A 22,597-nucleotide genomic window follows, 5' to 3' on the forward strand; every position below is an offset into this window, starting at 1 on the left:
GTTACTATTTATGAGAAAACAATTTTTATATCTTTTTTTAATTTTAGCAGTTGCGCAGACTATGAAAGCGCAAACTAGAGGAACCAAACTGGGCTATATTGATATGGAATACATTTTACAGAATGTTCCAAATTATACCGAAGCAAAAGTTCAATTAGAGCAAAAAGCCCAAAAATGGAAACTAGAAATTGAAACTAAAAAAATTGAAATCAATAAATTGAAAGATGCGTTAAAAGCCGAAAAAGCACTATTAACCAAAGAACTCATTAGCGAAAGAGAAACAGAAATTAGTTTCCTCGAAAATGAAAATTTAGACTATCAACAAAAAAGATTTGGACCCAATGGCGATTTGATCCTACAAAAATCTATTTTGGTAAAACCAATACAGGATCAAATTTTTACTGCCGTTCAGGATATTGCTGAAGCAAAAAAATATGATTTCATCTTTGATAAAGCCTCTGATCTTACCATGCTGTTTGCAGCAAAAAGATTTGATATCAGTGAGCAAGTTTTACGTGTATTGAACCGTACAGAAAAAAGAGAACAACTGACAAAAAAACAACTTCAGGAAGAAGAAGCCAGAGAAAGCAAGGAAGATGCGTTAGATGAAAATCCTGCATTAGCCGATAGACAAAAAATCCTGAACGATAAAAAAATAGCCCGAGACAAATTGCTTGAAGACCGAAAATTACTTCAAGAACAACGAAAAAAAGAATTTAACGACAAGCGAAAACAAATAATAGCTGACAGAGAAGCTAAAAAAAATGGCACGGTTTCTGCAAATGTCAAAGCAACTGACACCGTTACAGCACCATCAGTAAGTGACTCAAAAAAAGACAATGCTAAAGAAACTGTTGAATTAGCCAAACAAAAACAAGCTGATGCCAGAACTAAAACATTGGAAGATCGTAAAAAAGTCATTGAAGATCGCAGGAAAGCTTTAGAAGAAAGAAGAAAAAAAATACTGGAAGACAGAGAAGCTCTCAAAAAAGCAAAAGAGGAAAAAATAAAAGAAAATACAAACAATAATTAATTACTAAATACTTTAAAAACGATGAAACAAATCAAAACCCTATTAATTGCTGCCCTTGTTATTTTAGGAGCAAATCAAACAATTACTGCACAAACAAAAACAGCACATGTAGATGTAAGTGAAATTATGACAAAAATGCCTGCAATGTTAGATGCTCAAAAACAATTAGACAAATTGAGTACTACGTATGATGCTGATTACAAAAAAATGGTTGAAGAATACCAAGCTAAATTAAAAAAGTACGAAGCAGAAGCAGCAACAGTTACTGAAGTTATAAACACAGAACGTTCTAAAGAAGTTCAGGACATGCAAAAAAGAATTGTTGACTACAGAGACAATGCTCAAAAAGAATTGCAACAAAAAGAATCTGATATCGTAAAACCATTAATGGAAAAAGTAAGAGCTTCGATCCAAAAAGTGGGTAAAGCAAAAGGATATCAATATGTTTTAGACGGTTCAACTCTTTTACTGGCTGATGGTCCAAACTTGACTATGGATGTAAAAAAAGATTTAGGTTTCTAAAAAAAAGAACAAAATTCAAAAAAACTGCTCACCTTATATTAGGACAGAGCAGTTTTTTTGTTTAACAAATATTCTAGGAAATTAAAATTTCAGCGCGTAACTTTGTTTCTATGAACAACAACGATCAACCTATAGGGATTTTTGACTCAGGAATAGGTGGCACCTCCATCTGGAAAGCAATTCACAAACTACTTCCAAACGAAAAAACCATATACCTTGCCGATAGCAGGAATGCACCTTACGGACAAAAAACAAAAGAGGAAATTGTTGCATTAAGCATGAAAAATACCGAATTCCTGCTTGATATGAAATGTAAATTAATTGTAGTTGCCTGCAATACGGCAACAACTAATGCCATTCAAGAATTAAGATCTAAATATAATGTTCCTTTCATAGGAATAGAACCTGCGATAAAACCAGCAGTCACTCATTCAAAAACACAAATAATAGGAATTCTGGCTACACAAGGCACACTAAACAGTGAACTTTTCAATAAAACCACTGAAAAGTACCAAGACACTAAAATAATTGAGCAGGTGGGACATGGATTAGTGCAATTAATTGAAAATGGAGAGATCAACTCGCCCGAAATGACCACATTACTTCAAGCCTACCTGATTCCTATGATTAATGCCAATATTGATTATTTAGTATTAGGTTGCAGTCACTATCCGTATCTGATTCCTCAAATAAAAAAAATCCTTCCCAAACACATTCACATTATAGATTCCGGTGAAGCAGTTGCCAAACAAACTCAAAACATATTGCGGGAAAATATAGGTTTCGCATCATCACAAAACAACGAACCTATTTTTTATACCAACACCAATCCAAAAGTATTGACTGAAATTTTAGAAAACAAGTATACGGTAGAACAGGAAAATTTCTAAAACGGCTGAATATTACTCCTCCTTGAACCAACTGGAATACATAACATAATTATTCGAGATGCGTTCAATTTCTCCTGCAAAATCGGACTGATCTATATCCTTAACTTTTCTAGCGGGAACTCCTGCCCAGATTGTCCCTGAGCCTACAACAGTGTTCTGAGTAACAACAGCACCGGCAGCTACAATAGAATTACTTTCGATAACACAATTGTCCATTACTATCGCCCCCATTCCAATCAATACATTGTCATGAACCACACAACCATGAACGATTGCATTATGTCCAATAGAAACATTATTTCCTATGAGCGTAGGATGTTTTTTGTACGTACAATGAATAATAGCACCATCTTGAATATTGACTTTGTTTCCAATTTTAATACAATTAACATCGCCTCTGATAACAGCATTAAACCATACACTACAGTTGGTTCCAAAAGTAACATCCCCAATAATAGTGGCATTTTCAGCAACATAACAATCCTTCGGAATAGAAGGTGATTTACCGTTGACAGATTTTATTAGCATGATAAGATAAATTAGTTAATTGCCGGACAATTGCAATCATATTTTACAGGTTTACAAAATAAATCAATCCCAAGGGTAATTTGGTGGTAACCACCATTATCAAATTTCACCGCTCCAGACAATTGAGAATACGTATAAGCGACCATAAATTGATCAAAATTCACACCCACAATTGGTGTTATGTATTGCAGATTTTGTTTGGAAATTGTATTGCCATCAAGATATTCTGCACCATCAAAACTTCTTCGATAGGACAATCCACCCCAAACTCTACCAAAATCTAAATTTTTATATGCTTTCAAATTAAGGTCAATTGATTTCTCTTTTGTTTGATCCACCAATTGGAATAAAACAGAAGGCTCCCATAAGATTTGATCTGAATTACCAAAAACATACCCTGCACTGAATAAAAACTTCCTTAAGTTATCACTTTCATATTCCGTGTAAATATTTCTTCTCGTTTCAATTGCGTTTTTTACTGTCGCATGCGCGTAAAAATCTAAAAAATTATAGGATATTCCAAAGTCCACGTTAAAATAAGAATCTTTTTGCACCACGGTTCCGTCAATTATTGGATCAAAATCCCCTGACTGCAAAAAAGCGGTTTCATCTAATTGACTTTGTATCAATCCACCACTAATCCCGAAAGACAATTGATTTAAATCAATTTCATCTCTTGAAAACATAAGGTGATACGCATACGTCAATTTTATTCCTTTTTGAGAATGATACCCGTTTTTATCATTAAAAAGTATAAAACCCGCTCCTGCTTTTTCACCTACTTTACCATTAAAACTAAGTGTTTGTAATTCAGGTGCGTCCTTCTGATCGAACCATTGCTTACGACCGGTTAACCTAATTTTAGCACAATTTGCCGCTCCGGCCATAGAAGGATGTATCAAGTAATAATTGTCTGACAGATAATCTGAGTACACCGGTATTCCTTCCTGAGAAAAGGAATAATGTGACATCAAAAAAATAATGGCTAGAAATCTAATCTTATTATACATTCAAATACTTTTTAGTAAAACGGATGCGATCAAAAAACAATATAAATTATTAAAAAAAAGCAAAAGCCGAATCAAACACGTAAATTAAAGTTAATTTATTCATTAAAAAATCAAATATAGGTATTCGTAGAAAATAACTTTAGTAAATTTGTAAAAAATTCAAAACTGATGAACAAAGTTACCATAAAAGAGACCCAAAATCCAACGATATTAAAATTTGAATTTAACGATTTCATCACTCAAAATGAAAGTTTTGAATTCAAAAATATAGACGAGGCAAAAACATCCCCTTTAGCACAACAATTATTTTACCTGCCTTTCGTAAAAACAATTTATATCTCCGGGAATTTTATTGCCGTTGAAAAATATAATATTGTTGAATGGGATGATGTCAAAGATGCTGTGGCGCAACAAATAGAAAAATTTGTAAATGATGGCGGATTAATCATTACTATAGAAGAAAATAAGTCTAAAAAACAACCGGTGACCGTGTATGGCGAAACAACTCCTAATCCGTCAGCTTTGAAATTTGTAGTTAGCAAAATACTCACTAAAAACGCTATTGAATTCAAAAATATCGATCAAACTGGCGCTTCTCCATTGGCAAAAGAACTGTTCAAATTCCCTTACGTAAAAGAAATTTTTATTGATGAAAATTACATCTCCGTAACTAAATACGAAGTCAATGAATGGCAAGAAATTACCTTAGAACTAAGAAGTTTCATCAAGCAATACATAGAAAATGGCGGAACTGTTTTAGATGAAAATTATATTGCCACGGTAACTACAGAAGAAAAAATAAAAGTAAAAGAATTTGACACCCTGGATGTCACTTCGCAACAAATCATTAATATATTAGAAGAATATGTAAAACCCGCAGTACAAGCTGATGGTGGAAATATAGCCTTCGATTCCTATAACGAAGCCGACAAAACTGTAAAAGTGATTTTACAAGGTGCTTGTAGCGGATGTCCTTCTTCTACATTTACTTTAAAAAGCGGGATAGAAAACATGTTAAAAAGCATGTTAAATGACGAAAGCATCAAAGTAGAGGCAATAAATGCATAAAAAGGAAAAATAATTCAAAACATTGATTTAAATATAGTTACGTTAAAAAAATGTGTTTTAAATTGAAAATACATTTTAATATTTAACTTAACACCTAGAAATCAGGTCACTATCAAAAGTAATTGAAATTCTTTGCAGTTCTGAAACAAGTTGGCAAGATGGAGCTCGAAAAGAATAGCCAAAGCCTGAAAATCTGTAAAACACATGCGGTCCGTCTATGTCCATGACCAAAGCGCAACCATCAGTACTGGTGTTATAACAGAATTTAGAATAAATCTAAAATTAACTTTCGAACACGAATAGAGTAGCTAAAAAAATCAAAGCGTTTCATCAGAAGCGCTTTTTTTAGGAGCAATTTCCCGTCATCCGTTACAATCTTTTTCTTTTTAAAGAAAAAAGAAAAAGGATTTCCACTTCTACCGGGGCTAAAAAAATTCCCATGAATAAATTCCATTTTAAAACCAGTCCCTATTTATTACAACACCCCAAAAATCCAGTAAACCGAAAACTCTGATTTCAAAATCATTGGCACCAACCCTAGAAAAAGACAAGCCCAGGATTATAAACACCGCTAATTTCCCAGCCATTAACAACCAACCTGTATGGCACTAAGGCAGCAATGACAGAAATACAAAACTATCAAATTCTCTTTTTTACAGGCACGCATCTCAAACCAAGAAAAGCTGTCATCCTTGAGTCAAAACTATACCTGTTCAATGCCAAATACTGATTATCAACAAATTATTAATGATTTAATAAAGTAATCATAGAAAAAAATCACTACTATTGTAAGACCAATCAAATAGAAATACCATGGGACTAGCATCATTTTTTAAAAAATTATTTGGCTCAGCCAAAGAAACGACTAATGAATTAGCGAACAAAGCAGAAACTAGTTTTGATCACGCCAAAAAAACAGCGGCACCTTACTTAGAAAAAGCAGAGAATTTCGTAGCAGAAACATTTGAAAAAACAAAAGAAAGCGCAACACCTTATCTTGAAAAAGCAGGGGTTTTTGCTGAAGATACTTTTGAAAAAGCAAAAGAAACGGCAGCGCCAATTATAGAAAAAGCAGAACACTTTGCCAGCAATACTAGAGAAGTATTAAGCGAGTATTCAGCCAAAACCGGAGAAGCTCTTGGGGATTTAGTAAATAGTATAAAAGAAAAAACTGATGCAACTGCTGACAAAGCATCAGATATGGCCATTGAGGAAAAAACAAGCGTATCTGAAGTTATTGATACCCTAAAAGAAAAAGCAAGCGAAACTGCTGACAAAGCAGAAGACTTAGCCAGTGATGCAAAAACAACCGCTTCTGAAGTTGTTGACACTCTAAAAGAAAAGGCAAGTTCCCTTGCACATGATGGCGATGAAGAACTAAAACAGAGCAAAAAAGAAACCATAAATAAAATAGAAGAAGAAGATGCCGATTAATTTATTCGTATTTTTGTCTTTCAAACTTAACCTTCTCCTTTTGAGAAGGTTTTTTATTACATAAAAATGAATTTAGATCCAGACCAACTTTCTAGTTACGCTAATACTTTTTTAAAAGTATTGATAGATTATTCTCCAAAATTGATTTCTGCCTTTATAATTCTATTTGCTGGACTTTATATCATCCGCCTCATCAATAGATTCATAAGAAGAATAATGGTGAAAAGGAATCTAGACCCTACACTGACAAAATTTCTGGCAGATATTTTAGTTTGGGTCTTACGAATAATTTTATTTGTATCCTTTATTTCGAAACTAGGGATTGAAACATCTTCCTTTGTGGCCATTCTCGGTGCAATGGGACTTGCTGTAGGCTTATCTCTCCAAGGATCACTCTCCAATTTTGCAGGCGGCATGTTGATTATTCTCTTTAAACCCTTTAAGGTTGGCCATACAATTGAAGCCCAAGGGGTCATTGGAACTGTTAACGAGATACAAATATTTGTAACCAAATTAATCACCGCTAACAATCAAACTATTTTTATACCCAATGGATCTTTATCAAATGGAAATATCATAAATTATTCTTTACAAAGGATCAGAAGAGCTGATTTGACAATTGCTATTTCTTATGATACGGATATTAAAAAAGCGCGCGAAATGATAACGGCAGTTCTAAAGAACAATCCAAAAGTGCTTGAAACACCTGCTGCTGAAGTATCCGTAAAAAACCTCACCGACAGCGCCATCCAAATAGCGGTAAGACCTTGGGCTACAAATGAAGATTTTTGGGATGTTTATGCCGATACATTAGAAAACTGCAAACAAGCATTTGATACCGCGGGAATTATTATTCAGCCTTATGTTAAAGAGTCTTCAAAAAAGAATAACACGGAGAGTAATGAAATATAATAATAATAATAAAGAAATTAAGGGTTTGGCAGTACAGCCAAACCCTTAATTTCTTTATTAAAACCGCATTCCTACAATAAGAAAGGCAGAAGTTACGACACTATTATTTTAAAACTCAGATTCCACAAAAGCAATAACTATTTTTTTGAAGTCGTAATCAAAAAATCTTTCAAATAATAAGGCTCAAAGTACGCAACATCAACGGTGTCACTTACTTTGAATTTCTCATAACTCAAAGCGCTCATTTCTTTGGCAGAAGGATATTTAATCTCCTCTAAAAAAATATGATTTTTTTTAGTTAAAACCAGCTTGCATTTCTCGGCACAATCTCCAACAAAATAGATGGATTCCTGCAAATCTTCAAATGAATTCTCCGTAATTATTTCGGCAAGAACTTCTCGTTTTTTTACTAAATTCGGGTTAAAAACAGCACTATATACTTCCATTCTTCGCGCATCAATCATGGGAATAATCAATCCGCTGGAAACTGTAACCTGCGATGCCAACGCTTGCAAAGTATCAATAGCAATCAATGGGATGTTCAGTGCATAGCAAAGCCCTTTTGCTGCCGAAACCCCAATTCGCAATCCAGTATAAGAACCCGGTCCTTGACTTACGGCAACAGCGGATAAATCCTGAAACGTAATTCCGGCTTCTTTGATAATTTCCTCAATAAAAACATGCAATCGTTCCGCGTGGGAATATCCTTCTTCTGCTATTTCTTTGCAGAGAATCGTTTTTCCTCCTTTTGCAAGAGCTACCGAGCAATTTTTAGTGGCGGTTTCAATATTTAATAAGTAAGACAAGCCGTTTAAAGTTTAAAGTTTAAAGTTCCTCTCGAAACCTTTAATTTGTTTTATTTTTGAATTACAAAATTCGCATTATTTATCCTGTTTTTCGCTTTTATTTTTTCATAATTTCCTTATCTTTTTTCAGCATCACTTTATCTCCTGAATTCAGTTCCTTAGCGACTGTAGAGTATGGCCCGGTAATGACCACATCGCCTTTTTTAAGACCTGTCAAAACTTCAATATTAGTATCATCCTGAATTCCGGTTTTAATAACTCTAATTTTTGCTTTATCCCCTACTTTTACGAACACACATTCGTATTTTTTATCACTTTTAGGCGATGCTTCTTTTTGTTCTTCAGCTGGATCTGCCACTTTAATCTCTTTGACTGAAGCCGTATCTGACTTTATAACAACAGCACTTATAGGCACTGTCAGTATATTTGTTTTTGTATCGGTAATAATATCAACCGTTGCGGTCATTCCAGGTCTAAAAGGGGAATATGTTTCTGGTCTTCCTTTAAGTAAATCTTGATAAGATTCCTTCAAAATTCTAACTTTTACTTTAAAATTAGTGACCTGATCAGCTGTCAAGGCGGAACTGGCTGAATTAGAAATACTAGTTACCGTCCCTTTAAATTGTTTTTTTAAATAGGCATCTACCTCCACATTTGCTTCATCTCCTACTTTAATTTTTACAATATCATTTTCATTGACATCCACTTCCACTTCCATATTATTTAAATTGGCCACTCTTAAAATCTCCGTTCCGGTCATTTGTTGCGTACCCAAAACGCGCTCGCCCAGCTCTACATTCAGTACTGAAATGGTTCCGTCAGCGGGTGCATAAATGGTGGTACGCCCTAGATTATCTTTAGCCTCATTTACGGTTGCCGCAGCACTTTGAACATTAAAGTAAGCCGTTTGTTTTGATGCTTTAGCAACTTCATAAGAAGCAACTGCTTTATCCCAATCTGATTTTGAGATAATGCCTTTTTCAAATAATATTTTGTTTCTCTCGTAATTTGATTTGGATTCTTTAAAAGAGGCCTCCGCCTGACTCAAAGCAGCTCGTGTGCCTGATAAATTAGAAACGGAACGATTGTATCCTGAAGTATACAAATCCGGATTTATCTTGACCAATAAATCGCCTTTTTTAACGGCTTGTCCTTCTTTTACATTCAAAGAAATAATTTCGCCTGAAACCTCCGATGAAATTTTAACTTCAATTTCTGGTTGAATTTTCCCGGTAGCCGATACGGTTTCAATAATAGTTGAGGGATTGACCTGGGCGATTTCAATTTCTGTTCCCTCATCTTTATTTCCTATAACACCTGCTTTTGAAAGCGTTACTAACAATACAATAGCTGCTACTGAAACACCTAATACAATATAAATTGTTTTTTTTGACATGATAAATTAGTATTTGATAATTGGAATTCCAAAATAGAATTCTAGTATTTTGATTTTAAAAATATAATCGTATTTGGTTCTAATAATTTCTGATTGTGCATTCGTCAGTAAGGTTTGTGATTGATTAAAATCAAATGAATTCATCAAACCTACATCATATTTTTCTTTGGCATAATCGTAAGCGCCTTGTCTCGCCTCAAGTGCCACAACTGAGGATTCATAGGCATTTAGTGCGCCTTTAGCATCTGTAAAGGCAGTAAAAACATTACGCTGCAAATCTAAATCCTGCTGTTCCACTGCAATTTTTGACCGTTCTAAACTTACTTTTGAACGTTCTACATTGTTCCTCACCGAAAACCCATTGAATATCGGAATCGACAATTGTGCTCCAAAAGACTGTCCTTTATTACTATTAAACTGTTCGAAAAACGGAGCTGAATTTTTAGTGCCAATTAGATTCCTCATACTATCAAAGAAAGGGACATCAGCATAAGAAACTCTGCTATTAAAGCTGTAAAAACCTTGTAAAGTAGGTTGAAAAGCTCCTTTGGCAATCTCCAGATCTTTCTGTGCAATCTCCAGATTTGTTCTGGCAATTTTCAGTTCAGTTCTGTTTTCTAATGCTTTGTCATAAATAGCAGCTGGAGTTTGTACCATTATATTATTTTTATCTCTAATGTCAGTATCATCTACTACATCAAAATCTTCAAACTCTTTTAATTGCAACAACTGCGCTAAACTTAATTTAGAAATTAATAAAGCATTATCTGCAGCAATAACATTTTGATTGTTCAATGCTACTGTAGCTTTGATATCTAATAAATCCCCACGAGGAATTGAACCTGCTTTAACTAATTCTTCAGAGCGTACATATTGTTTTTCATTAATTTCCAACTGTTCTTTTTGTACTTTTAGATTTTCTTTATTAAAAAGAATCTGTAAGAAAGCGTTGGCAACATTCAGGGCAATATCCTCCTGCATTTTGAGTAATTGGTATTTAGCCGCCACAATTGAAAGATTAGCTCTTCGAAGTGTATTTTGATTTTGCAGTCCTTTATAAATATCCACTCCAACATTGGCTCCAGCCGAAGTAAACTGCGTCGTTTGGTTCTGCAAAAGCCCTGTTGTAATATCCTGATTCAAACCAATGTTCCAGGAATGTGATGCATTTGCATTTAAAGACGGCAGAAAATTTCCGATGGCTCCTTTTTTATCAATAAGAGCTGTTTTACTATCTAATTCAGATTGCTTGATGGAAATATTGTTTTGAATGGCATATTTCACGCATTCCTCGAGGGTCCATTTTTTGGATTGCGCCTGAATAGACAAACTGAACAGCGTGATAAAAACGAAACTGATATAACTATTTTTTTTCATATATTTTAGATGAAAGTGTAACAAAGGTACTACACATATTTAACATTTTTTAAAAAACTGAATTTCTTTTTTAAGTACAGATTTAGGGTTTCACTTCTTCGCTTTTTAAGACTTGATTCCAAACTTTAATCGTATCGGAAGCTTTAATTCCACTTTTGATTTCGACATAAATACCATCGCTGATACCCAAGATTAACTCCTTTCTTATAAATTCCTGCGTCCCCGTTTGAATCTCTACGTATGGTTTTTGTGTCTTCTTATCAAATTGAATCAGCGCCTCTTTCAGCGCCAATACCTTATCCACTTTTTCAAGTATAATTGACACATTTACTCTCAAACCAGCGCGAATAAAAGTGTTCTCACTATTGGCTAATGATGCTTTGATTTCAAATTGGATGGCACCATTTTCAGTTTTACCTTTTGGAGCAATGTATTGCAATACGGCGTCAAATTTTTTGTTCTCGATAGCGCCAATGGTAATTTCGATGGGTAATTTTTCTTTTATTTCGCCCACTTCTGACTCGTCAATTTTCCCCACAAATATCATTCGGCCTACATCTGCAACACTTGCAATTGTTGTCCCTTCATTGAAGTTATTACTTTCAACAACCTGATTCCCTACTTTTACGGGAACAGTATCTAAATTGTAATTCCCGGAATCTGCCTCATCCAGAATTCCAAGTATGTTTAATAGTGTTAATTTCCCTGAACCAGGGGAACCCATAATGGCCACTAGCTCGCCTTCCTTGATATTGAAATTAATCCCTTTTAAAACATGTAGATCAGAACTTCATATTTTATACGATTTGTACAGGTCTTTAATTTCAATCATAATCTGGCAATTTTAAAACACTATTTAATTAGTTTCAACAGTAAATTATACGGAAATAAAAAGGATGACTTCAAGGATTTTAACCATAAGACTTCGTTGCAGATAAAATGTTACACTTTAATCTTAAAAAAGAATAGTTTTATTAATTTTACCGCTTTAAACCCGAATTAAATGCCAAAAACGCTATCAACCCTGCTTACACTCTGTTCTATAATTTTATTTTTTAGCTGTTCGTCAACAAATCAAATTGAAGCTTTGAAACCTGAGCCTGACGACGCAACACCATTAGTCTATGAAAATACTCCGTCCTTTATCAACTTGCCCATCAGTATCAAACTGAAAGAAATTCAAAACCAAACCAACACTCTAATGAACGGCTTGATTTACGAAGACAACAACATTAACGATGATGGCATTGAAATGAAAGTTTGGAAATTGGCACCAATAAGTATCGTGAATGACCCGGAGAACTCAGGAGAAAAAATAAAAACTATTTTACCCTTAAAAGCGGTTGTGAAATACCGAATTGGCACTAAAAAAATGGGTATTGAATTGTATGATACGCGGGAATTCAACCTGAATGGCGTGATCACTTTAGTAAGCGAAATTAGCTTAACCAATTGGAAACTGAATACCACAACACAACTGCAATCATTGGACTGGAATGAAAGCCCAACGATGCGTGTTTTTGGAAAAAATGTTCCAGTTACCTATTTAATCAATCCTGCCATCCAATTATTTAAATCGAAAATCGAAAATAAAATTGATGCCGCTATTGCGAAATCAATGGATTTCAAGCCGAATGTCTTGGCCGCTTTAGAAAAAATTTGCACCCCTTTTCAAATGAGTACTACTTATAACAGTTGGCTTCGTATTGTTCCTATTGAAATTTATTCTACAAATGCCCAACTAAAAAAAGACACTTTTGTGTTGCAAATGGGGATGAAATGCAACATGGAAACCATAATAGGACAAGAACCTGATACTAAATTTGATGCCTCAAAGATCATTTTAAAACCAGTTACTAAAATTCCAGAAGCCATCACTGCAAATATCATTGCTGTTTCGACCTATCAGGAGGCTTCAAAAATAATGACCAAGAATTTTGCAGGCCAGGAATTTAGCTCAGGATCAAAGAAAGTAAAAGTGCAAAATGTAGCAATTTGGCACAAAACCGGAAAAATGATTATTGCGCTAGAAATAACAGGATCTGTAAACGGAACACTCTATTTGTCCGGATTACCCAAATATAATGAACAAACAAAAGAGATCTATTTTGATCAATTGACCTATGCTTTGGATACCAAAAATAAATTGACGCGCACTGCTAGTTGGCTTGCACAAGGATTTGTATTGCGAAAAATGGAACAATCTTGCCGATATTCCTTGATACCAAATCTTGAAGAGGGTCAAAAAAATATACTGCCTTATCTAAAAAATTATTCTCCAATGCAAGGCGTGTTCATCAATGGAAAAATGGAAAACATTCAATTTCAAAGAATCCAATTGACAAATCAAGCCATCTTAGCCTTTATAAAAATAAAAGGAACCATCAATGTCGCTATAAACGGCCTGAAATAATTTTTCCATTTTAAAAAAAATGGAAAGTGCTGTTTAACTGGATTTGTTTTTTTTCATTCGATAAATAGCGTAACCAATCCCTGCAACCAGAAGATAAGGAATTACCATTAAATATACAATTCCGTCATTAACCGCTGCTGCTGTAGTGGTATTTCCTTCACTCGTCAATGCCGCGCGACACATCGCACATTGAGCCTTTACAGAAGACGAAAAAAGAAAACAAATTAGTACAAATATAGATACAGACCACTTTCTGATTATACTCTTGGTTTTTGAAATCTGACTTTTACTTTTAATATACATAATAAGGGGAAATCATTAAATAAACAATTACTCCGGTAACGGCGACATACAACCAGATTGGAAAAGTAATTTTGGAGATCTTTTTATGACTTTCAAAATTTTGTGCTAATGCTCTAACGTATGTAATCAAAACCATTGGAATAATCGCAATCGATAAAATAATATGCGTGATTAAAATCAATAAATAAACGATTCGTAATGATCCTATAGTTACTCTTTCAGAATCCTCTAATATAAGATTATGGTTAGAATCTCCAAAAATAGCAGAAACGGACGTCATGTGATAGGCAACATACATTACCAAGAAGGCGATAGACAATGCAATAGCTCCTGTCATCAACCTTTCGTGAAGTTTCCTTTTTCCGTTTTTAATTGCTACTACGGCTGCAACTAACAAAATCGCAGTAACCCCATTAGTAGTAGCATAAATGGGTGGCAAAAAAGAAAGAGGCGCTACATCATATCCCAAATCTTTTAATTTGACCCCAAAGAGTATAGCCACAACCACTGGTATTAATACCGATACCGCTATAATTAGCGTATTGTATTTTTTTTCTAAAGAACTGTTTTCCATTTACTCTTTTAATAAAATATTAATATCCTGTTGGATGTTCCTTACTCCTTTTTTATCTAAACCATCGTAATATAAAATTGGATTCCCAAAATCATCTTTTCTACAACGAATATTTCCATTCTTATCAATCAAGGCAAACAATCCTGAATGCTCGAATCCACCTGTTGCTTTATTATTTTCCCCAGCATAAAGATTAAATCCCTTATTGGCCAGATTAAAAATGTAGGCTTTATCCCCGGTCAAAAAATTCCAATTCGTAGATTTTACTCCTAAAAAGTCTGCATGCTCTTTTAATACTTCTGCAGTATCGTGCTCCGGATCTATAGTAATAGAAACGATCCCAAAATTAGGATTTCCAAAAAAACTTTTTTCAATAAGAAGCATACTTTCATTCATCTTTGGACAAATCGTAGGACACGTTGAAAAGAAAAACTCTAAAACATAGACCTTTCCTTTGTAGGTTTCATTCGTTATTTTTTTATTGTCTTGATTTGTCAATTCGAATTGTGGGGCTGGACCAATTTTAGTTAGCTTCTCACCTTCTATAACTGCTGGCCTCACACTGTCCAGACGGTCGCCCTGAACCACTTTGTCATTTTTAATTCTATCTACAATTTTTGGAATCGCATAGATGCCAAAAATCAAAATAATAAACGAAATACCGATATATGATTTATTCTTAAACATAAACTATAAATTTAAATTTTTCTACTGGCATTCTTATTTTTCTTCAGAGCAGCGCGATATTCATACAAAATGACTTTAAAATCATCCAGCATTTCATTGCTTAACTCAGCTGGGTGAAACGTATTATATCCCTCTTTGGTATCTTTTACTAATTTCCTCCCTCGAAGATTCCGTTCTTTATCGATGATATACACTTTGGGAGTCCCTAACTTTTGGTCAAGGTTCTCGATAAGTTTTAATTGCTTGTGATACGCTTGAATTTCTTCAGCTGAGGCAAACACAAAACGCCATTGCGCCATATCTGTAAAAGCGGACAAGGCATCAACTACTTTCTTCGCATCTGTCTCAGTCCCTGTAGGACAAATTACCACAAACTGGACATCTTTAAACTTATGATACGTTTGATAAATTTTCTGATTTAGGTTAAAAAGGTTCCCTCTGTTTATTAAAAGATCTGTCCCTGAAAACCCCAGAACGGTAACCTTATCATTTAAACTGATTTTTCCTCCGTCTAAAGTAGACCAATCTCCAAAATCAGCAGTTTTAGGGGTTACAATAGGAAGTTTTGTAAAACTGTTTACACCAGAAGCAAAAAAGAGGTACGCAACGATGGGTAAAATAAAAAGAACAAAAAGAACACTATTTTTTTTCATTGTGACAATGCTATTTATTAAAGTACAAAAATAAAAAAAGGCACGCAATGCGCACCCTTTTTTGAATTAATATCGTGTTAAAAATTCCATTTAATCGTGGAATTTTTAAAAACCTCATGAATATAATCTCCTTCTGTCAAAAGAATGAAAAGCAGGTAAATGATCAAGAAAATTAAAGGCAAAACAACTGCACTTCTTAAACTACTTTTTTCACCCTCCATGTGCATGAAGGCCCAAACTATATAGTACGCCTTATAAATTGTAAGGCCATAAAATATCCAGTTAAGCAAATTCATACCCATAAAATTATTCATGTGAAGAACTTCAGGTTTCAAAATCCCAAGAATAACTTCTATTATGGTAACGGCAGATAATATTCCGAAAACTTTCCAGATTCTGCCTATGTTAGATACGTGTACGTGTGACATGATAATTACTTTTTTTGAAAATTAAACAAGATAGAAAACGGTGAATACAAACACCCAAACTAAATCGACAAAATGCCAATAGAGCCCCACTTTTTCTACCATTTCGTAGCTTCCTCTTTTTTCATAGGTTCCAATTAATACATTAAAAAATATAATAATATTAATTATTATTCCTGAAATAACGTGAAAACCGTGAAAACCAGTGATAAAGAAAAAGAAATCAGCAAATAATTTACTTCCATATTCATTTCTGACCAGATTTGCGCCTTCCACAACATAATGTGCCTGACCCAATCTAGATACGGATTCTTCTCTAGAAAGAATTGTTTTCTGTTTGGTTGCGGTCATCACTTCTGTTCGAATCAAAAGTTCAGGATGTGCTTTGAAACCGGCTTGAACCTCGGCTACAGAATAGGAAGGCAATGATGGCTCACTCATAAACCATTTGGCTTTATTTGGAGTCAATTGCTCTCTTTCTTCGTGCAGATTGGCAGCAAAATCAGCCAAAGCTACACGATTTCCGTCTTTATCAACAAACTGAAGCAAACTACCTCCTTTTGTTTCAATAGCGCCGTATTCGCCTTTGATGAAATTTTTCCATTCCCAAGCTTGAGACCCTACGAAAATCAAACCTCCAATAATAGTTAAAAACATATAAAGGATTACTTTATTTTTTTTCATTTGATGCCCTGCGTCAACGGCCAAAACCATAGTCACAGATGAAAAGATCAAAATAAAAGTCATTAATGCTACATAATACATCGGAGCAGATACCCCGTGCATAAATGGAAAGTGTGTAAACACTTCATCAGCCAACGGCCATGTCTCAATAAATTTAAATCTAGAAAAACCATACGCGGCTAAAAATCCAGAGAACGTTAAAGCATCCGATACGATAAAAAACCACATCATCAATTTGCCATAACTTGCCCTCATTGGCTCATTGCCGCCTCCCCAAGTTTTCTCTTCACTATTTGCAGTAGTAACTGTCGCTTCCATAAAAATTATTCGTTAAAAAGTTCCCAAATTTACGTTTTTTTCTTATTTAAAGAAATATAAAAACAAAAACAAATAAACCCATAATAGATCCAAAAAGTGCCAGTACATTGCACCTAGTTCTATACCAAGGGTTTGAGATGAATTGTATTTTTGTTTAAAATGATTATAAATTATAATTAGTAGTGAAATCACACCACCAGCAAGGTGAATCAGGTGCACAACCGTTACAACATATAAAAAAGTAGTCGTTATTGAGCTTCCACTTCCCGTGAAATAATACCCGCTTTCGACTATTTCTCCAAAACCTGCAAACTGCAAAAAAACAAACAATATTCCTAATGCTAAAGTAGCTAAAAGAAACATTGTAGTTTGTGTTTGATTGTCTTTTTGAATCGCTTTTTTGGCTAGGTAAAAAGTCACACTACACCCTATAATTGCCGCAGTGCTATAGTAAAAAGCAATTGGCAATTGAAAATTCTTCAACCAGTCAGCTCTTGATTTACTCACTACAAAAGCACTCGTTAGTCCTGCAAACATCATAGTCATACTCACCATAGCAAACAACAAAATCAATTTATAGGATCTTGCCGTTCTTGATTTTTGCTCGGCTGCTGTCATTATCATTTCCATAATTTATCTTAAAAATTTATCAAATATATAGACTAATTGTAACAAAGTAATATAGGCTACACTAACTAACATCAAAGTTTTAGCCGCTTTTGCGGTTCGTAATTTATACAATCGAACGGCATAAAAAAGCATCCAAATACCCAGTAAAAATACAACAATTGCTGCAATTGGCGTGATAAAAAAACGTCCCGTATACCCTAAAACCGGCAATAAGGAAGCCAAAATAAGCCACACTGTATACAGAATAACCTGCAAAGCGGTTCCTTTGTCTTTCTTTCCCGTTGGTAACATAAAGAACCCTGCTTTTTCATAATCTTCGTATAGAAACCAACCAATAGCCCAAAAATGTGGAAATTGCCAAAAAAACTGAATCAAAAACAAGGTTCCTGCCTCTATTCCAAATTCTCCCGTTGCCGCTACCCACCCCAACATAAAAGGAATTGCACCCGGAAATGCCCCCACAAAAACGGACAATGAAGTCATTGTTTTTAATGGCGTATAAACACTTGTGTATAAAAATATGGAAATAGCACCAAACATGGCCGTCTTCGGGTTGATCGTATAAAGCATCGCAATTCCTATAACGGTAAGCAAACTTGCTACCAGCAATGCAGTGCGTTGAGACATTCTTCCCGTTGGAACCGGACGATTTTTGGTCCTGTCCATCAAAGCATCTAAATCTTTTTCAATTACCTGATTAAAGACATTCGAAGCGCCCACCATACAATACCCGCCTACAGCTAATTTGAACAACACCGCCCAATCTAAAGAGTGCAAATCATAAATCCCAAGCATAAATCCTGCAATAGATGAAAATACGACACTAACGGCTAAACGAGCCTTAGTGATTTCGCGGAAATCGATATAAATAGATTTTAATGAAAGGGTACTTTGTGTTGTGCTCAATGCTAAAGATGATTTGCTTTGTAAAAACTTTTGCAAAAGTAGGGTATCAAAAGGGATTTGACAAAAAACAATTCATAAAAAACTTTTTTAAAATGAAAATGAAAACTAATAGTCAAAATACCAGTTAAAAATATCAGCTCTTAATCCTAAAGTTAGCCAATTAGTGCTCTGATTGAAAGCTGTTTCCGTATTTTTCGAAGGGTCGAAACTCCTGTAAATATAGCTTCCAAAAAACTTTAGGTTGGTTGCCGGATTGACTAAATATCCCCCTTGAAAGTCCGCAATAAAAACAGCTGTTTTATTTCCTTGACCCACTTTTACACCACTGTCAAACGGCCTGTTTTCATCATAATCCTTGTAAATATTTCCTCCATAATTAAAAACATCTTCTGTTGTACCAAAATCCAGGCCTCGAGTTCCCATAGTAACTTTTGCGTCAGCAAAATACCTTCCTTTGTGGTATCGGGCAATTGCAATAAATTCCTTAAAATTTCCGCCCCACTGATGTCCTATACTTTGATTATTATGTCCATAATTTGTGATTGGAGCACTATGAGAATATACATACGGACGAACATGATTGTACTCTAACTGCAATAGTAAATTATCTACTTTGAAAGCATCAAAATATTTAATTCCAAGTTGGTATCCGTATTTATTTTTCCAGCTGTTATCCCGTTTTTTTACATCACCAAGCGAAAATTCATCGAGAACAAACTGTCCGTATAAGTTAATCTGGTTGCTCCATTTGTATTTATAAGTCAATCCTAAAAGCGCATTTCCGGTTCTTGCTGACGAAGCAAATTCGACCGCACGATAAAAAATTATGGGATTCACAAAACTCATGTCAAATCCTCTCTCATTGGTATTTGTCCAAATCACAGATTCGAAGAAACCTAGATTCAGCCTGTTCGAAACATTCCAACTCAAATAATGGTTGGCCATAAACTTCGTAGCGTAGGTTCTTTCCAGCGTAGCGTCCGGGCGAACGTCTTTAAGCCACATATAAGTATTGGTATATTTTATTTTCCAAAAATTAGTATTCAATTTAAAATAAGGATAGGGACTGGCGCCATCACTTTCTAACAAAGAGCGATAACCATCCCCAATAAAATTTCTTCCGTAACCCAATTGCATATCAATATGTTTGCTGGGCGCAAAAGTCAAATTGGCTTCGGCCAAAGGAAAATCATACGAATCCGTTTTGAAATCTTTTGCAATTCCGATTCCCGGAATAATCGCAGGATTACCTCCATCCGGTTTGATTGACTCAGCATACCGATTGTAATAATCCGCAAAACGACCCTGACTTTCAAAAATGGTTGTGGTAAAATTGAGTTGTTTTCCTATACCACCACGAAAATTTATCCCCCGTGTATTTACATAAGTATAAGAAGCCTCCGTTTGGGTAGCCTTCCCAAGCTGCAGGTCAAAAATAGGATTAACTGTAAACCAATAGCCTTCCCCTTGAATTGCAACTGTACTCTCATTCCATAGTTTTCTGGCCCACCAGCCGGAAACATTCTTTTTCAGCTTTTCATTGGCTCCTTTTAAGTCATAATATTTTGACACCTCCGTGTATGTATATGGTTTTGATGCCGTATGATTATTGCTCCCCACTTGATTTAACGAAGCATCAAATTGAGCATAATAACTGTGTGAAAAGGGCACATTCAAATGGCTATCAAATTCAGGGTTATTAAATTTTTTATACACGATGCTATCCAGTTCTGTTACCTTTTTATTGCTACTAGGCAGGAATTCGGCTTTCGCCAAAGCTTCAGCAACAACTTCTTTCCTGTTTTTTAAAGGAATTGCAATCGTCATTGTAAACTTATTATAGGTGGGGTTGCCGTTGTAGGTTGAGGGTTGAATTTTAGGCAATTTTGCAAAAACTCTTTTGGTTTCCTTTATCAGGTCTTGCGCTATGGCATCTACATAAATCACTTTAAATACCCCCGTATTATCTACTTCAAAGAGCACTTTTACCGCTCCTTGAAAATCATTTTGGACTAGGTGCTCTGGAATTTCAAAGTTTTGAAAAACAAAATCCTGAACCTGATTATAGAAACACGTTTCTAATGTTTTGGATTGCAAGTTTACACAATCTGGAAAAACAGGAAATCGTTCGGCTGAATTTCCTGACTCTTGCAGTAAACTATTAATCTGCTGAGCGTTTGTATAGAAAGAAGACAGGAACAAAAGCATTACAAACACTGTTTTTTTTACCTCAATTTCCTTTATAAATCTAATATTCATTGTGTGAATTTTGACCGTTAGCAATCATTCTAGCTCCCGAAGTTCCTATTCGTCTTACGCCTAATCGGATCATTTCAACAGCTTCCTCATACGTCCGCACTCCTCCGGCAGCTTTTACCGGTAAAGGCGACGCATTTTCGAGCATCATTTTTATAGCAGGAATCGTAGCGCCATTGGGCAGATTATTTTCCGTTTTATAAAATCCGGTTGAAGACTTCACAAAAATCGTAGCGAACAACTCTTGCTGAAAATTAGAAACAATAACATTTTTAATCAAACTTGATAATTGGATGATTTCTTTATCATTGAGCGCTGCAACTTCAATAATCCACTTTACAACTTTCTTTTTGGCCAATCCCAATTGCGTACACTTTAGAATTTCATCTTTGACCAAGTCAATTTCACCATTTTTGAAGGCTTCATAATTACAAACAAAATCCAGATCATCAGCCCCATTATCTATAGCCTGTCCGGCCTCAATCAACTTCTGTTCAATTGAAGATTTGCCCTGCGGAAAATCAATTACAGTTCCTATTTCCAGATTTGAATGTGCCGAAAGAATCATTTTTCTAGCTAAAGGAACCATCTCGGGACGTATCATAATGAGTTTAAAGCGTTCCTCAATGGCTTCCTGAATAAATCCCTGAGCCACAAGCGTATTTTCTTCATGACTGAGACCCGCTTGTACCGCAGTTTTCAAATAGGTTGAGTCTAAATATTGCTTGATATCCATAGCGATTTTGATTTCATAATTATAGTGAACTCTGACTGACAAAAATACATTTTATATGCACATGAGCTTAGTGCTAGATCGTACAATTTAATTATTTTTGATACTACAACTGATACTTTCACTACCTTAAAAATAGTAAAAATCCTGTTCCGTAAAACCGCAACTCTTCTAGTGCCTAAAACATAAAATCCCACAAGAAGTGGGACTTTATCTTTATGTTTTTATTTCTTAAACAGCACCGCGATTGCTACTGCCAGCACCGCTCCGGATGTATTTGCTGAAACATCATATATGTCTGCATGTCTGGAAAGGGTAAACAACTCTTGTGAAATCTCGATTACTATTCCAAAAAAAAAGGAAAACAAAAAAGAAAACACTAACGGTTTTAAACTATTCGAACTGCTTATCTGTTTTTTTAAAAACAAATAACAAAATGACGTTAGTACAAAATGAAAAAAAGCATGGACATATTTATCTATATTGGACACATTCCCAAGAGGGACATTGTTCAATTGTATTAAACAAAAAAAGGCAATAATTCCAGCCCATACAATAGCTGCCCACAAAAATAGTTGCTTATGCACCAATAATTTCTTTATACGAATCACTCGAAAGAAGCGAATCAAATTCAGCAACATTAGTTACTTTAATTTTTACCATCCATCCGGCGCCATAAGGATCTGAGTTTACACTTTCCGGAGTGTTCTCTAGTGCGTCATTAAAAGCGATAATTTCTCCTGAGAGAGGAAGAAACAAATCAGAAACCGTTTTAACCGCTTCCACAGTCCCAAAAACCTCATCTTTCTCTAAAGTCTGATCTAAAGTTTCCACCTCAACATACACGATATCCCCTAATTCTTTTTGCGCAAAATCAGTGATTCCTACTGTTGCAATATCCCCTTCAAGGCTTACCCATTCGTGATCTTTTGTGTACTTTAAATTTGCTGGTATGTTCATATTATTGTAATTGATAATTATTAAATGATAATTTGAATTTTATGTGACAAATGTAGCAATCTCAATTCAAATCTGGTTT

Annotated in this window: 26 protein-coding genes; 8 read left to right on the plus strand and 18 right to left on the minus strand. The window is 34.8% G+C overall.

Features of this window, described 5'->3' with window-relative positions; genetic code table 11:
• Positions 1 to 10: 10 nt before the first annotated feature.
• The 3 genes from EKL95_RS01695 (at position 11) to murI (ending at position 2,445) form a co-directional block, all read left to right on the plus strand.
• Positions 11 to 1,033, plus strand: a complete 1,023-nt coding sequence (locus EKL95_RS01695) for an OmpH family outer membrane protein (RefSeq protein WP_126563398.1) — start codon at positions 11 to 13, stop codon at positions 1,031 to 1,033.
• A 21-nt stretch (positions 1,034 to 1,054) separates the two neighbouring features.
• Positions 1,055 to 1,555: an OmpH family outer membrane protein gene (locus EKL95_RS01700; protein WP_126458540.1), complete on the plus strand. Its 501-nt coding sequence runs from the start codon at positions 1,055 to 1,057 to the stop codon at positions 1,553 to 1,555.
• 110 nt (positions 1,556 to 1,665) lie between these two features.
• Positions 1,666 to 2,445, plus strand: coding sequence for a glutamate racemase (gene murI / locus EKL95_RS01705; RefSeq protein WP_126458537.1), 780 nt, complete (start codon positions 1,666 to 1,668; stop codon positions 2,443 to 2,445).
• 12 nt (positions 2,446 to 2,457) lie between these two features.
• Here murI and EKL95_RS01710 read toward each other — a convergent pair whose 3' ends face one another.
• Entirely contained in the window at positions 2,458 to 2,973 is a 516-nt protein-coding gene (locus EKL95_RS01710) for a gamma carbonic anhydrase family protein (RefSeq protein WP_126563399.1), read from the minus strand.
• Between the two features lie 11 nt (positions 2,974 to 2,984).
• Entirely contained in the window at positions 2,985 to 3,983 is a 999-nt protein-coding gene (locus EKL95_RS01715; RefSeq protein ID WP_126563400.1) for a type IX secretion system membrane protein PorP/SprF, read from the minus strand.
• 168 nt (positions 3,984 to 4,151) lie between these two features.
• On the opposite strand from EKL95_RS01715, the gene EKL95_RS01720 reads away from it, so the two are divergent.
• The 4 genes from EKL95_RS01720 to EKL95_RS01735 all read left to right on the plus strand — a co-directional run bounded on the left by EKL95_RS01720 (position 4,152) and on the right by EKL95_RS01735 (position 7,397).
• Positions 4,152 to 5,051, plus strand: a complete 900-nt coding sequence (locus tag EKL95_RS01720) for a NifU family protein (protein WP_126563401.1) — start codon at positions 4,152 to 4,154, stop codon at positions 5,049 to 5,051.
• 204 nt (positions 5,052 to 5,255) lie between these two features.
• On the plus strand, positions 5,256 to 5,354 hold the full coding sequence (locus tag EKL95_RS15345) for a dodecin domain-containing protein (protein WP_317125150.1): 99 nt from the start codon (positions 5,256 to 5,258) through the stop codon (positions 5,352 to 5,354).
• Between the two features lie 510 nt (positions 5,355 to 5,864).
• Positions 5,865 to 6,485: a hypothetical protein gene (locus EKL95_RS01730; RefSeq protein WP_199736762.1), complete on the plus strand. Its 621-nt coding sequence runs from the start codon at positions 5,865 to 5,867 to the stop codon at positions 6,483 to 6,485.
• 66 nt (positions 6,486 to 6,551) lie between these two features.
• Positions 6,552 to 7,397, plus strand: a complete 846-nt coding sequence (locus EKL95_RS01735) for a mechanosensitive ion channel family protein (RefSeq protein WP_126563402.1) — start codon at positions 6,552 to 6,554, stop codon at positions 7,395 to 7,397.
• Between the two features lie 137 nt (positions 7,398 to 7,534).
• Here the strand turns inward: EKL95_RS01735 and tsaB are convergent, their stop codons facing one another.
• From tsaB to EKL95_RS01755, 4 genes are all read right to left on the minus strand, one after another.
• The gene (tsaB, locus tag EKL95_RS01740; RefSeq protein ID WP_126563403.1) at positions 7,535 to 8,203 is read right to left on the minus strand and encodes a tRNA (adenosine(37)-N6)-threonylcarbamoyltransferase complex dimerization subunit type 1 TsaB; all 669 of its coding nucleotides are present in this window, start codon (positions 8,201 to 8,203) and stop codon (positions 7,535 to 7,537) included.
• Between the two features lie 97 nt (positions 8,204 to 8,300).
• Entirely contained in the window at positions 8,301 to 9,599 is a 1,299-nt protein-coding gene (locus EKL95_RS01745; protein ID WP_126554790.1) for an efflux RND transporter periplasmic adaptor subunit, read from the minus strand.
• Positions 9,600 to 9,605: 6 nt separating this feature from the next.
• On the minus strand, positions 9,606 to 10,976 hold the full coding sequence (locus EKL95_RS01750; RefSeq protein WP_126562605.1) for a TolC family protein: 1,371 nt from the start codon (positions 10,974 to 10,976) through the stop codon (positions 9,606 to 9,608).
• Between the two features lie 82 nt (positions 10,977 to 11,058).
• On the minus strand, positions 11,059 to 11,739 hold the full coding sequence (locus EKL95_RS01755) for an efflux RND transporter periplasmic adaptor subunit (protein WP_199736764.1): 681 nt from the start codon (positions 11,737 to 11,739) through the stop codon (positions 11,059 to 11,061).
• Positions 11,740 to 11,979: 240 nt separating this feature from the next.
• On the opposite strand from EKL95_RS01755, the gene EKL95_RS01760 reads away from it, so the two are divergent.
• Positions 11,980 to 13,389 carry a DUF4403 family protein gene (locus tag EKL95_RS01760; RefSeq protein ID WP_126563404.1) on the plus strand — a complete coding sequence of 470 codons (1,410 nt, stop codon included), beginning with the start codon at positions 11,980 to 11,982 and terminating at the stop codon, positions 13,387 to 13,389.
• A 33-nt stretch (positions 13,390 to 13,422) separates the two neighbouring features.
• Here EKL95_RS01760 and EKL95_RS15350 read toward each other — a convergent pair whose 3' ends face one another.
• The 12 genes from EKL95_RS15350 to gcvH all read right to left on the minus strand — a co-directional run bounded on the left by EKL95_RS15350 (position 13,423) and on the right by gcvH (position 22,518).
• The gene (locus EKL95_RS15350) at positions 13,423 to 13,572 is read right to left on the minus strand and encodes a hypothetical protein (protein ID WP_317125129.1); all 150 of its coding nucleotides are present in this window, start codon (positions 13,570 to 13,572) and stop codon (positions 13,423 to 13,425) included.
• Positions 13,573 to 13,681: 109 nt separating this feature from the next.
• A complete protein-coding gene (locus EKL95_RS01770; RefSeq protein WP_126563405.1) occupies positions 13,682 to 14,266 on the minus strand; it encodes a DUF420 domain-containing protein in 585 nt (194 codons plus the stop codon).
• Positions 14,267 to 14,953 (minus strand): SCO family protein, encoded by a 687-nt coding sequence (locus EKL95_RS01775; protein WP_126563406.1) that lies wholly within the window; start codon positions 14,951 to 14,953, stop codon positions 14,267 to 14,269.
• An 11-nt stretch (positions 14,954 to 14,964) separates the two neighbouring features.
• The gene (locus EKL95_RS01780; RefSeq protein WP_126516467.1) at positions 14,965 to 15,606 is read right to left on the minus strand and encodes a hypothetical protein; all 642 of its coding nucleotides are present in this window, start codon (positions 15,604 to 15,606) and stop codon (positions 14,965 to 14,967) included.
• 77 nt (positions 15,607 to 15,683) lie between these two features.
• Positions 15,684 to 16,034, minus strand: a complete 351-nt coding sequence (locus tag EKL95_RS01785) for a cytochrome C oxidase subunit IV family protein (protein ID WP_126454166.1) — start codon at positions 16,032 to 16,034, stop codon at positions 15,684 to 15,686.
• A gap of 21 nt (positions 16,035 to 16,055) precedes the next feature.
• Complete coding sequence (locus EKL95_RS01790) at positions 16,056 to 17,033, minus strand: cytochrome c oxidase subunit 3 (RefSeq protein ID WP_126458495.1); 978 nt, start codon at positions 17,031 to 17,033, stop codon at positions 16,056 to 16,058.
• Between the two features lie 42 nt (positions 17,034 to 17,075).
• Positions 17,076 to 17,663, minus strand: coding sequence for a heme-copper oxidase subunit III (locus tag EKL95_RS01795; RefSeq protein WP_126458492.1), 588 nt, complete (start codon positions 17,661 to 17,663; stop codon positions 17,076 to 17,078).
• A gap of 3 nt (positions 17,664 to 17,666) precedes the next feature.
• Positions 17,667 to 18,569 carry a heme o synthase gene (gene cyoE, locus EKL95_RS01800; RefSeq protein ID WP_126554776.1) on the minus strand — a complete coding sequence of 301 codons (903 nt, stop codon included), beginning with the start codon at positions 18,567 to 18,569 and terminating at the stop codon, positions 17,667 to 17,669.
• 105 nt (positions 18,570 to 18,674) lie between these two features.
• Positions 18,675 to 20,828, minus strand: a complete 2,154-nt coding sequence (locus tag EKL95_RS01805; protein ID WP_126563407.1) for a gliding motility protein RemB — start codon at positions 20,826 to 20,828, stop codon at positions 18,675 to 18,677.
• Entirely contained in the window at positions 20,818 to 21,561 is a 744-nt protein-coding gene (gene deoC, locus EKL95_RS01810) for a deoxyribose-phosphate aldolase (RefSeq protein WP_126563486.1), read from the minus strand. The genes EKL95_RS01805 and deoC overlap by 11 nt, the downstream gene beginning before the upstream one ends.
• A gap of 221 nt (positions 21,562 to 21,782) precedes the next feature.
• Complete coding sequence (locus EKL95_RS15390) at positions 21,783 to 22,199, minus strand: VanZ family protein (protein ID WP_126454173.1); 417 nt, start codon at positions 22,197 to 22,199, stop codon at positions 21,783 to 21,785.
• Positions 22,138 to 22,518 (minus strand): glycine cleavage system protein GcvH, encoded by a 381-nt coding sequence (gene gcvH / locus EKL95_RS01820; protein ID WP_126454175.1) that lies wholly within the window; start codon positions 22,516 to 22,518, stop codon positions 22,138 to 22,140. The genes EKL95_RS15390 and gcvH overlap by 62 nt, the downstream gene beginning before the upstream one ends.
• Positions 22,519 to 22,597 lie beyond the last annotated feature (79 nt).

Source organism: Flavobacterium sp. LB2P53, assembly GCF_003970305.1.
Taxonomy (GTDB): domain Bacteria; phylum Bacteroidota; class Bacteroidia; order Flavobacteriales; family Flavobacteriaceae; genus Flavobacterium.

Bases quoted from the DNA above. Each gene is read 5' to 3' on its own strand.
- EKL95_RS01695 (WP_126563398.1), top strand. From the start codon at position 11: ATGAGAAAACAATTTTTATATCTTTTTTTAATTTTAGCAGTTGCGCAG.
- EKL95_RS01700 (WP_126458540.1), top strand. From the start codon at position 1,055: ATGAAACAAATCAAAACCCTATTAATTGCTGCCCTTGTTATTTTAGGA.
- murI (WP_126458537.1), top strand. From the start codon at position 1,666: ATGAACAACAACGATCAACCTATAGGGATTTTTGACTCAGGAATAGGT.
- EKL95_RS01710 (WP_126563399.1), bottom strand. From the start codon at position 2,973: ATGCTAATAAAATCTGTCAACGGTAAATCACCTTCTATTCCGAAGGAT.
- EKL95_RS01715 (WP_126563400.1), bottom strand. From the start codon at position 3,983: ATGTATAATAAGATTAGATTTCTAGCCATTATTTTTTTGATGTCACAT.
- EKL95_RS01720 (WP_126563401.1), top strand. From the start codon at position 4,152: ATGAACAAAGTTACCATAAAAGAGACCCAAAATCCAACGATATTAAAA.
- EKL95_RS15345 (WP_317125150.1), top strand. From the start codon at position 5,256: ATGCGGTCCGTCTATGTCCATGACCAAAGCGCAACCATCAGTACTGGT.
- EKL95_RS01730 (WP_199736762.1), top strand. From the start codon at position 5,865: ATGGGACTAGCATCATTTTTTAAAAAATTATTTGGCTCAGCCAAAGAA.
- EKL95_RS01735 (WP_126563402.1), top strand. From the start codon at position 6,552: ATGAATTTAGATCCAGACCAACTTTCTAGTTACGCTAATACTTTTTTA.
- EKL95_RS01745 (WP_126554790.1), bottom strand. From the start codon at position 9,599: ATGTCAAAAAAAACAATTTATATTGTATTAGGTGTTTCAGTAGCAGCT.
- EKL95_RS01750 (WP_126562605.1), bottom strand. From the start codon at position 10,976: ATGAAAAAAAATAGTTATATCAGTTTCGTTTTTATCACGCTGTTCAGT.
- EKL95_RS01760 (WP_126563404.1), top strand. From the start codon at position 11,980: ATGCCAAAAACGCTATCAACCCTGCTTACACTCTGTTCTATAATTTTA.
- EKL95_RS15350 (WP_317125129.1), bottom strand. From the start codon at position 13,572: ATGTGTCGCGCGGCATTGACGAGTGAAGGAAATACCACTACAGCAGCA.
- EKL95_RS01770 (WP_126563405.1), bottom strand. From the start codon at position 14,266: ATGGAAAACAGTTCTTTAGAAAAAAAATACAATACGCTAATTATAGCG.
- EKL95_RS01775 (WP_126563406.1), bottom strand. From the start codon at position 14,953: ATGTTTAAGAATAAATCATATATCGGTATTTCGTTTATTATTTTGATT.
- EKL95_RS01780 (WP_126516467.1), bottom strand. From the start codon at position 15,606: ATGAAAAAAAATAGTGTTCTTTTTGTTCTTTTTATTTTACCCATCGTT.
- EKL95_RS01785 (WP_126454166.1), bottom strand. From the start codon at position 16,034: ATGTCACACGTACACGTATCTAACATAGGCAGAATCTGGAAAGTTTTC.
- EKL95_RS01790 (WP_126458495.1), bottom strand. From the start codon at position 17,033: ATGGAAGCGACAGTTACTACTGCAAATAGTGAAGAGAAAACTTGGGGA.
- EKL95_RS01795 (WP_126458492.1), bottom strand. From the start codon at position 17,663: ATGGAAATGATAATGACAGCAGCCGAGCAAAAATCAAGAACGGCAAGA.
- EKL95_RS01805 (WP_126563407.1), bottom strand. From the start codon at position 20,828: ATGAATATTAGATTTATAAAGGAAATTGAGGTAAAAAAAACAGTGTTT.
- deoC (WP_126563486.1), bottom strand. From the start codon at position 21,561: ATGGATATCAAGCAATATTTAGACTCAACCTATTTGAAAACTGCGGTA.
- EKL95_RS15390 (WP_126454173.1), bottom strand. From the start codon at position 22,199: ATGTTGCTGAATTTGATTCGCTTCTTTCGAGTGATTCGTATAAAGAAA.
- gcvH (WP_126454175.1), bottom strand. From the start codon at position 22,518: ATGAACATACCAGCAAATTTAAAGTACACAAAAGATCACGAATGGGTA.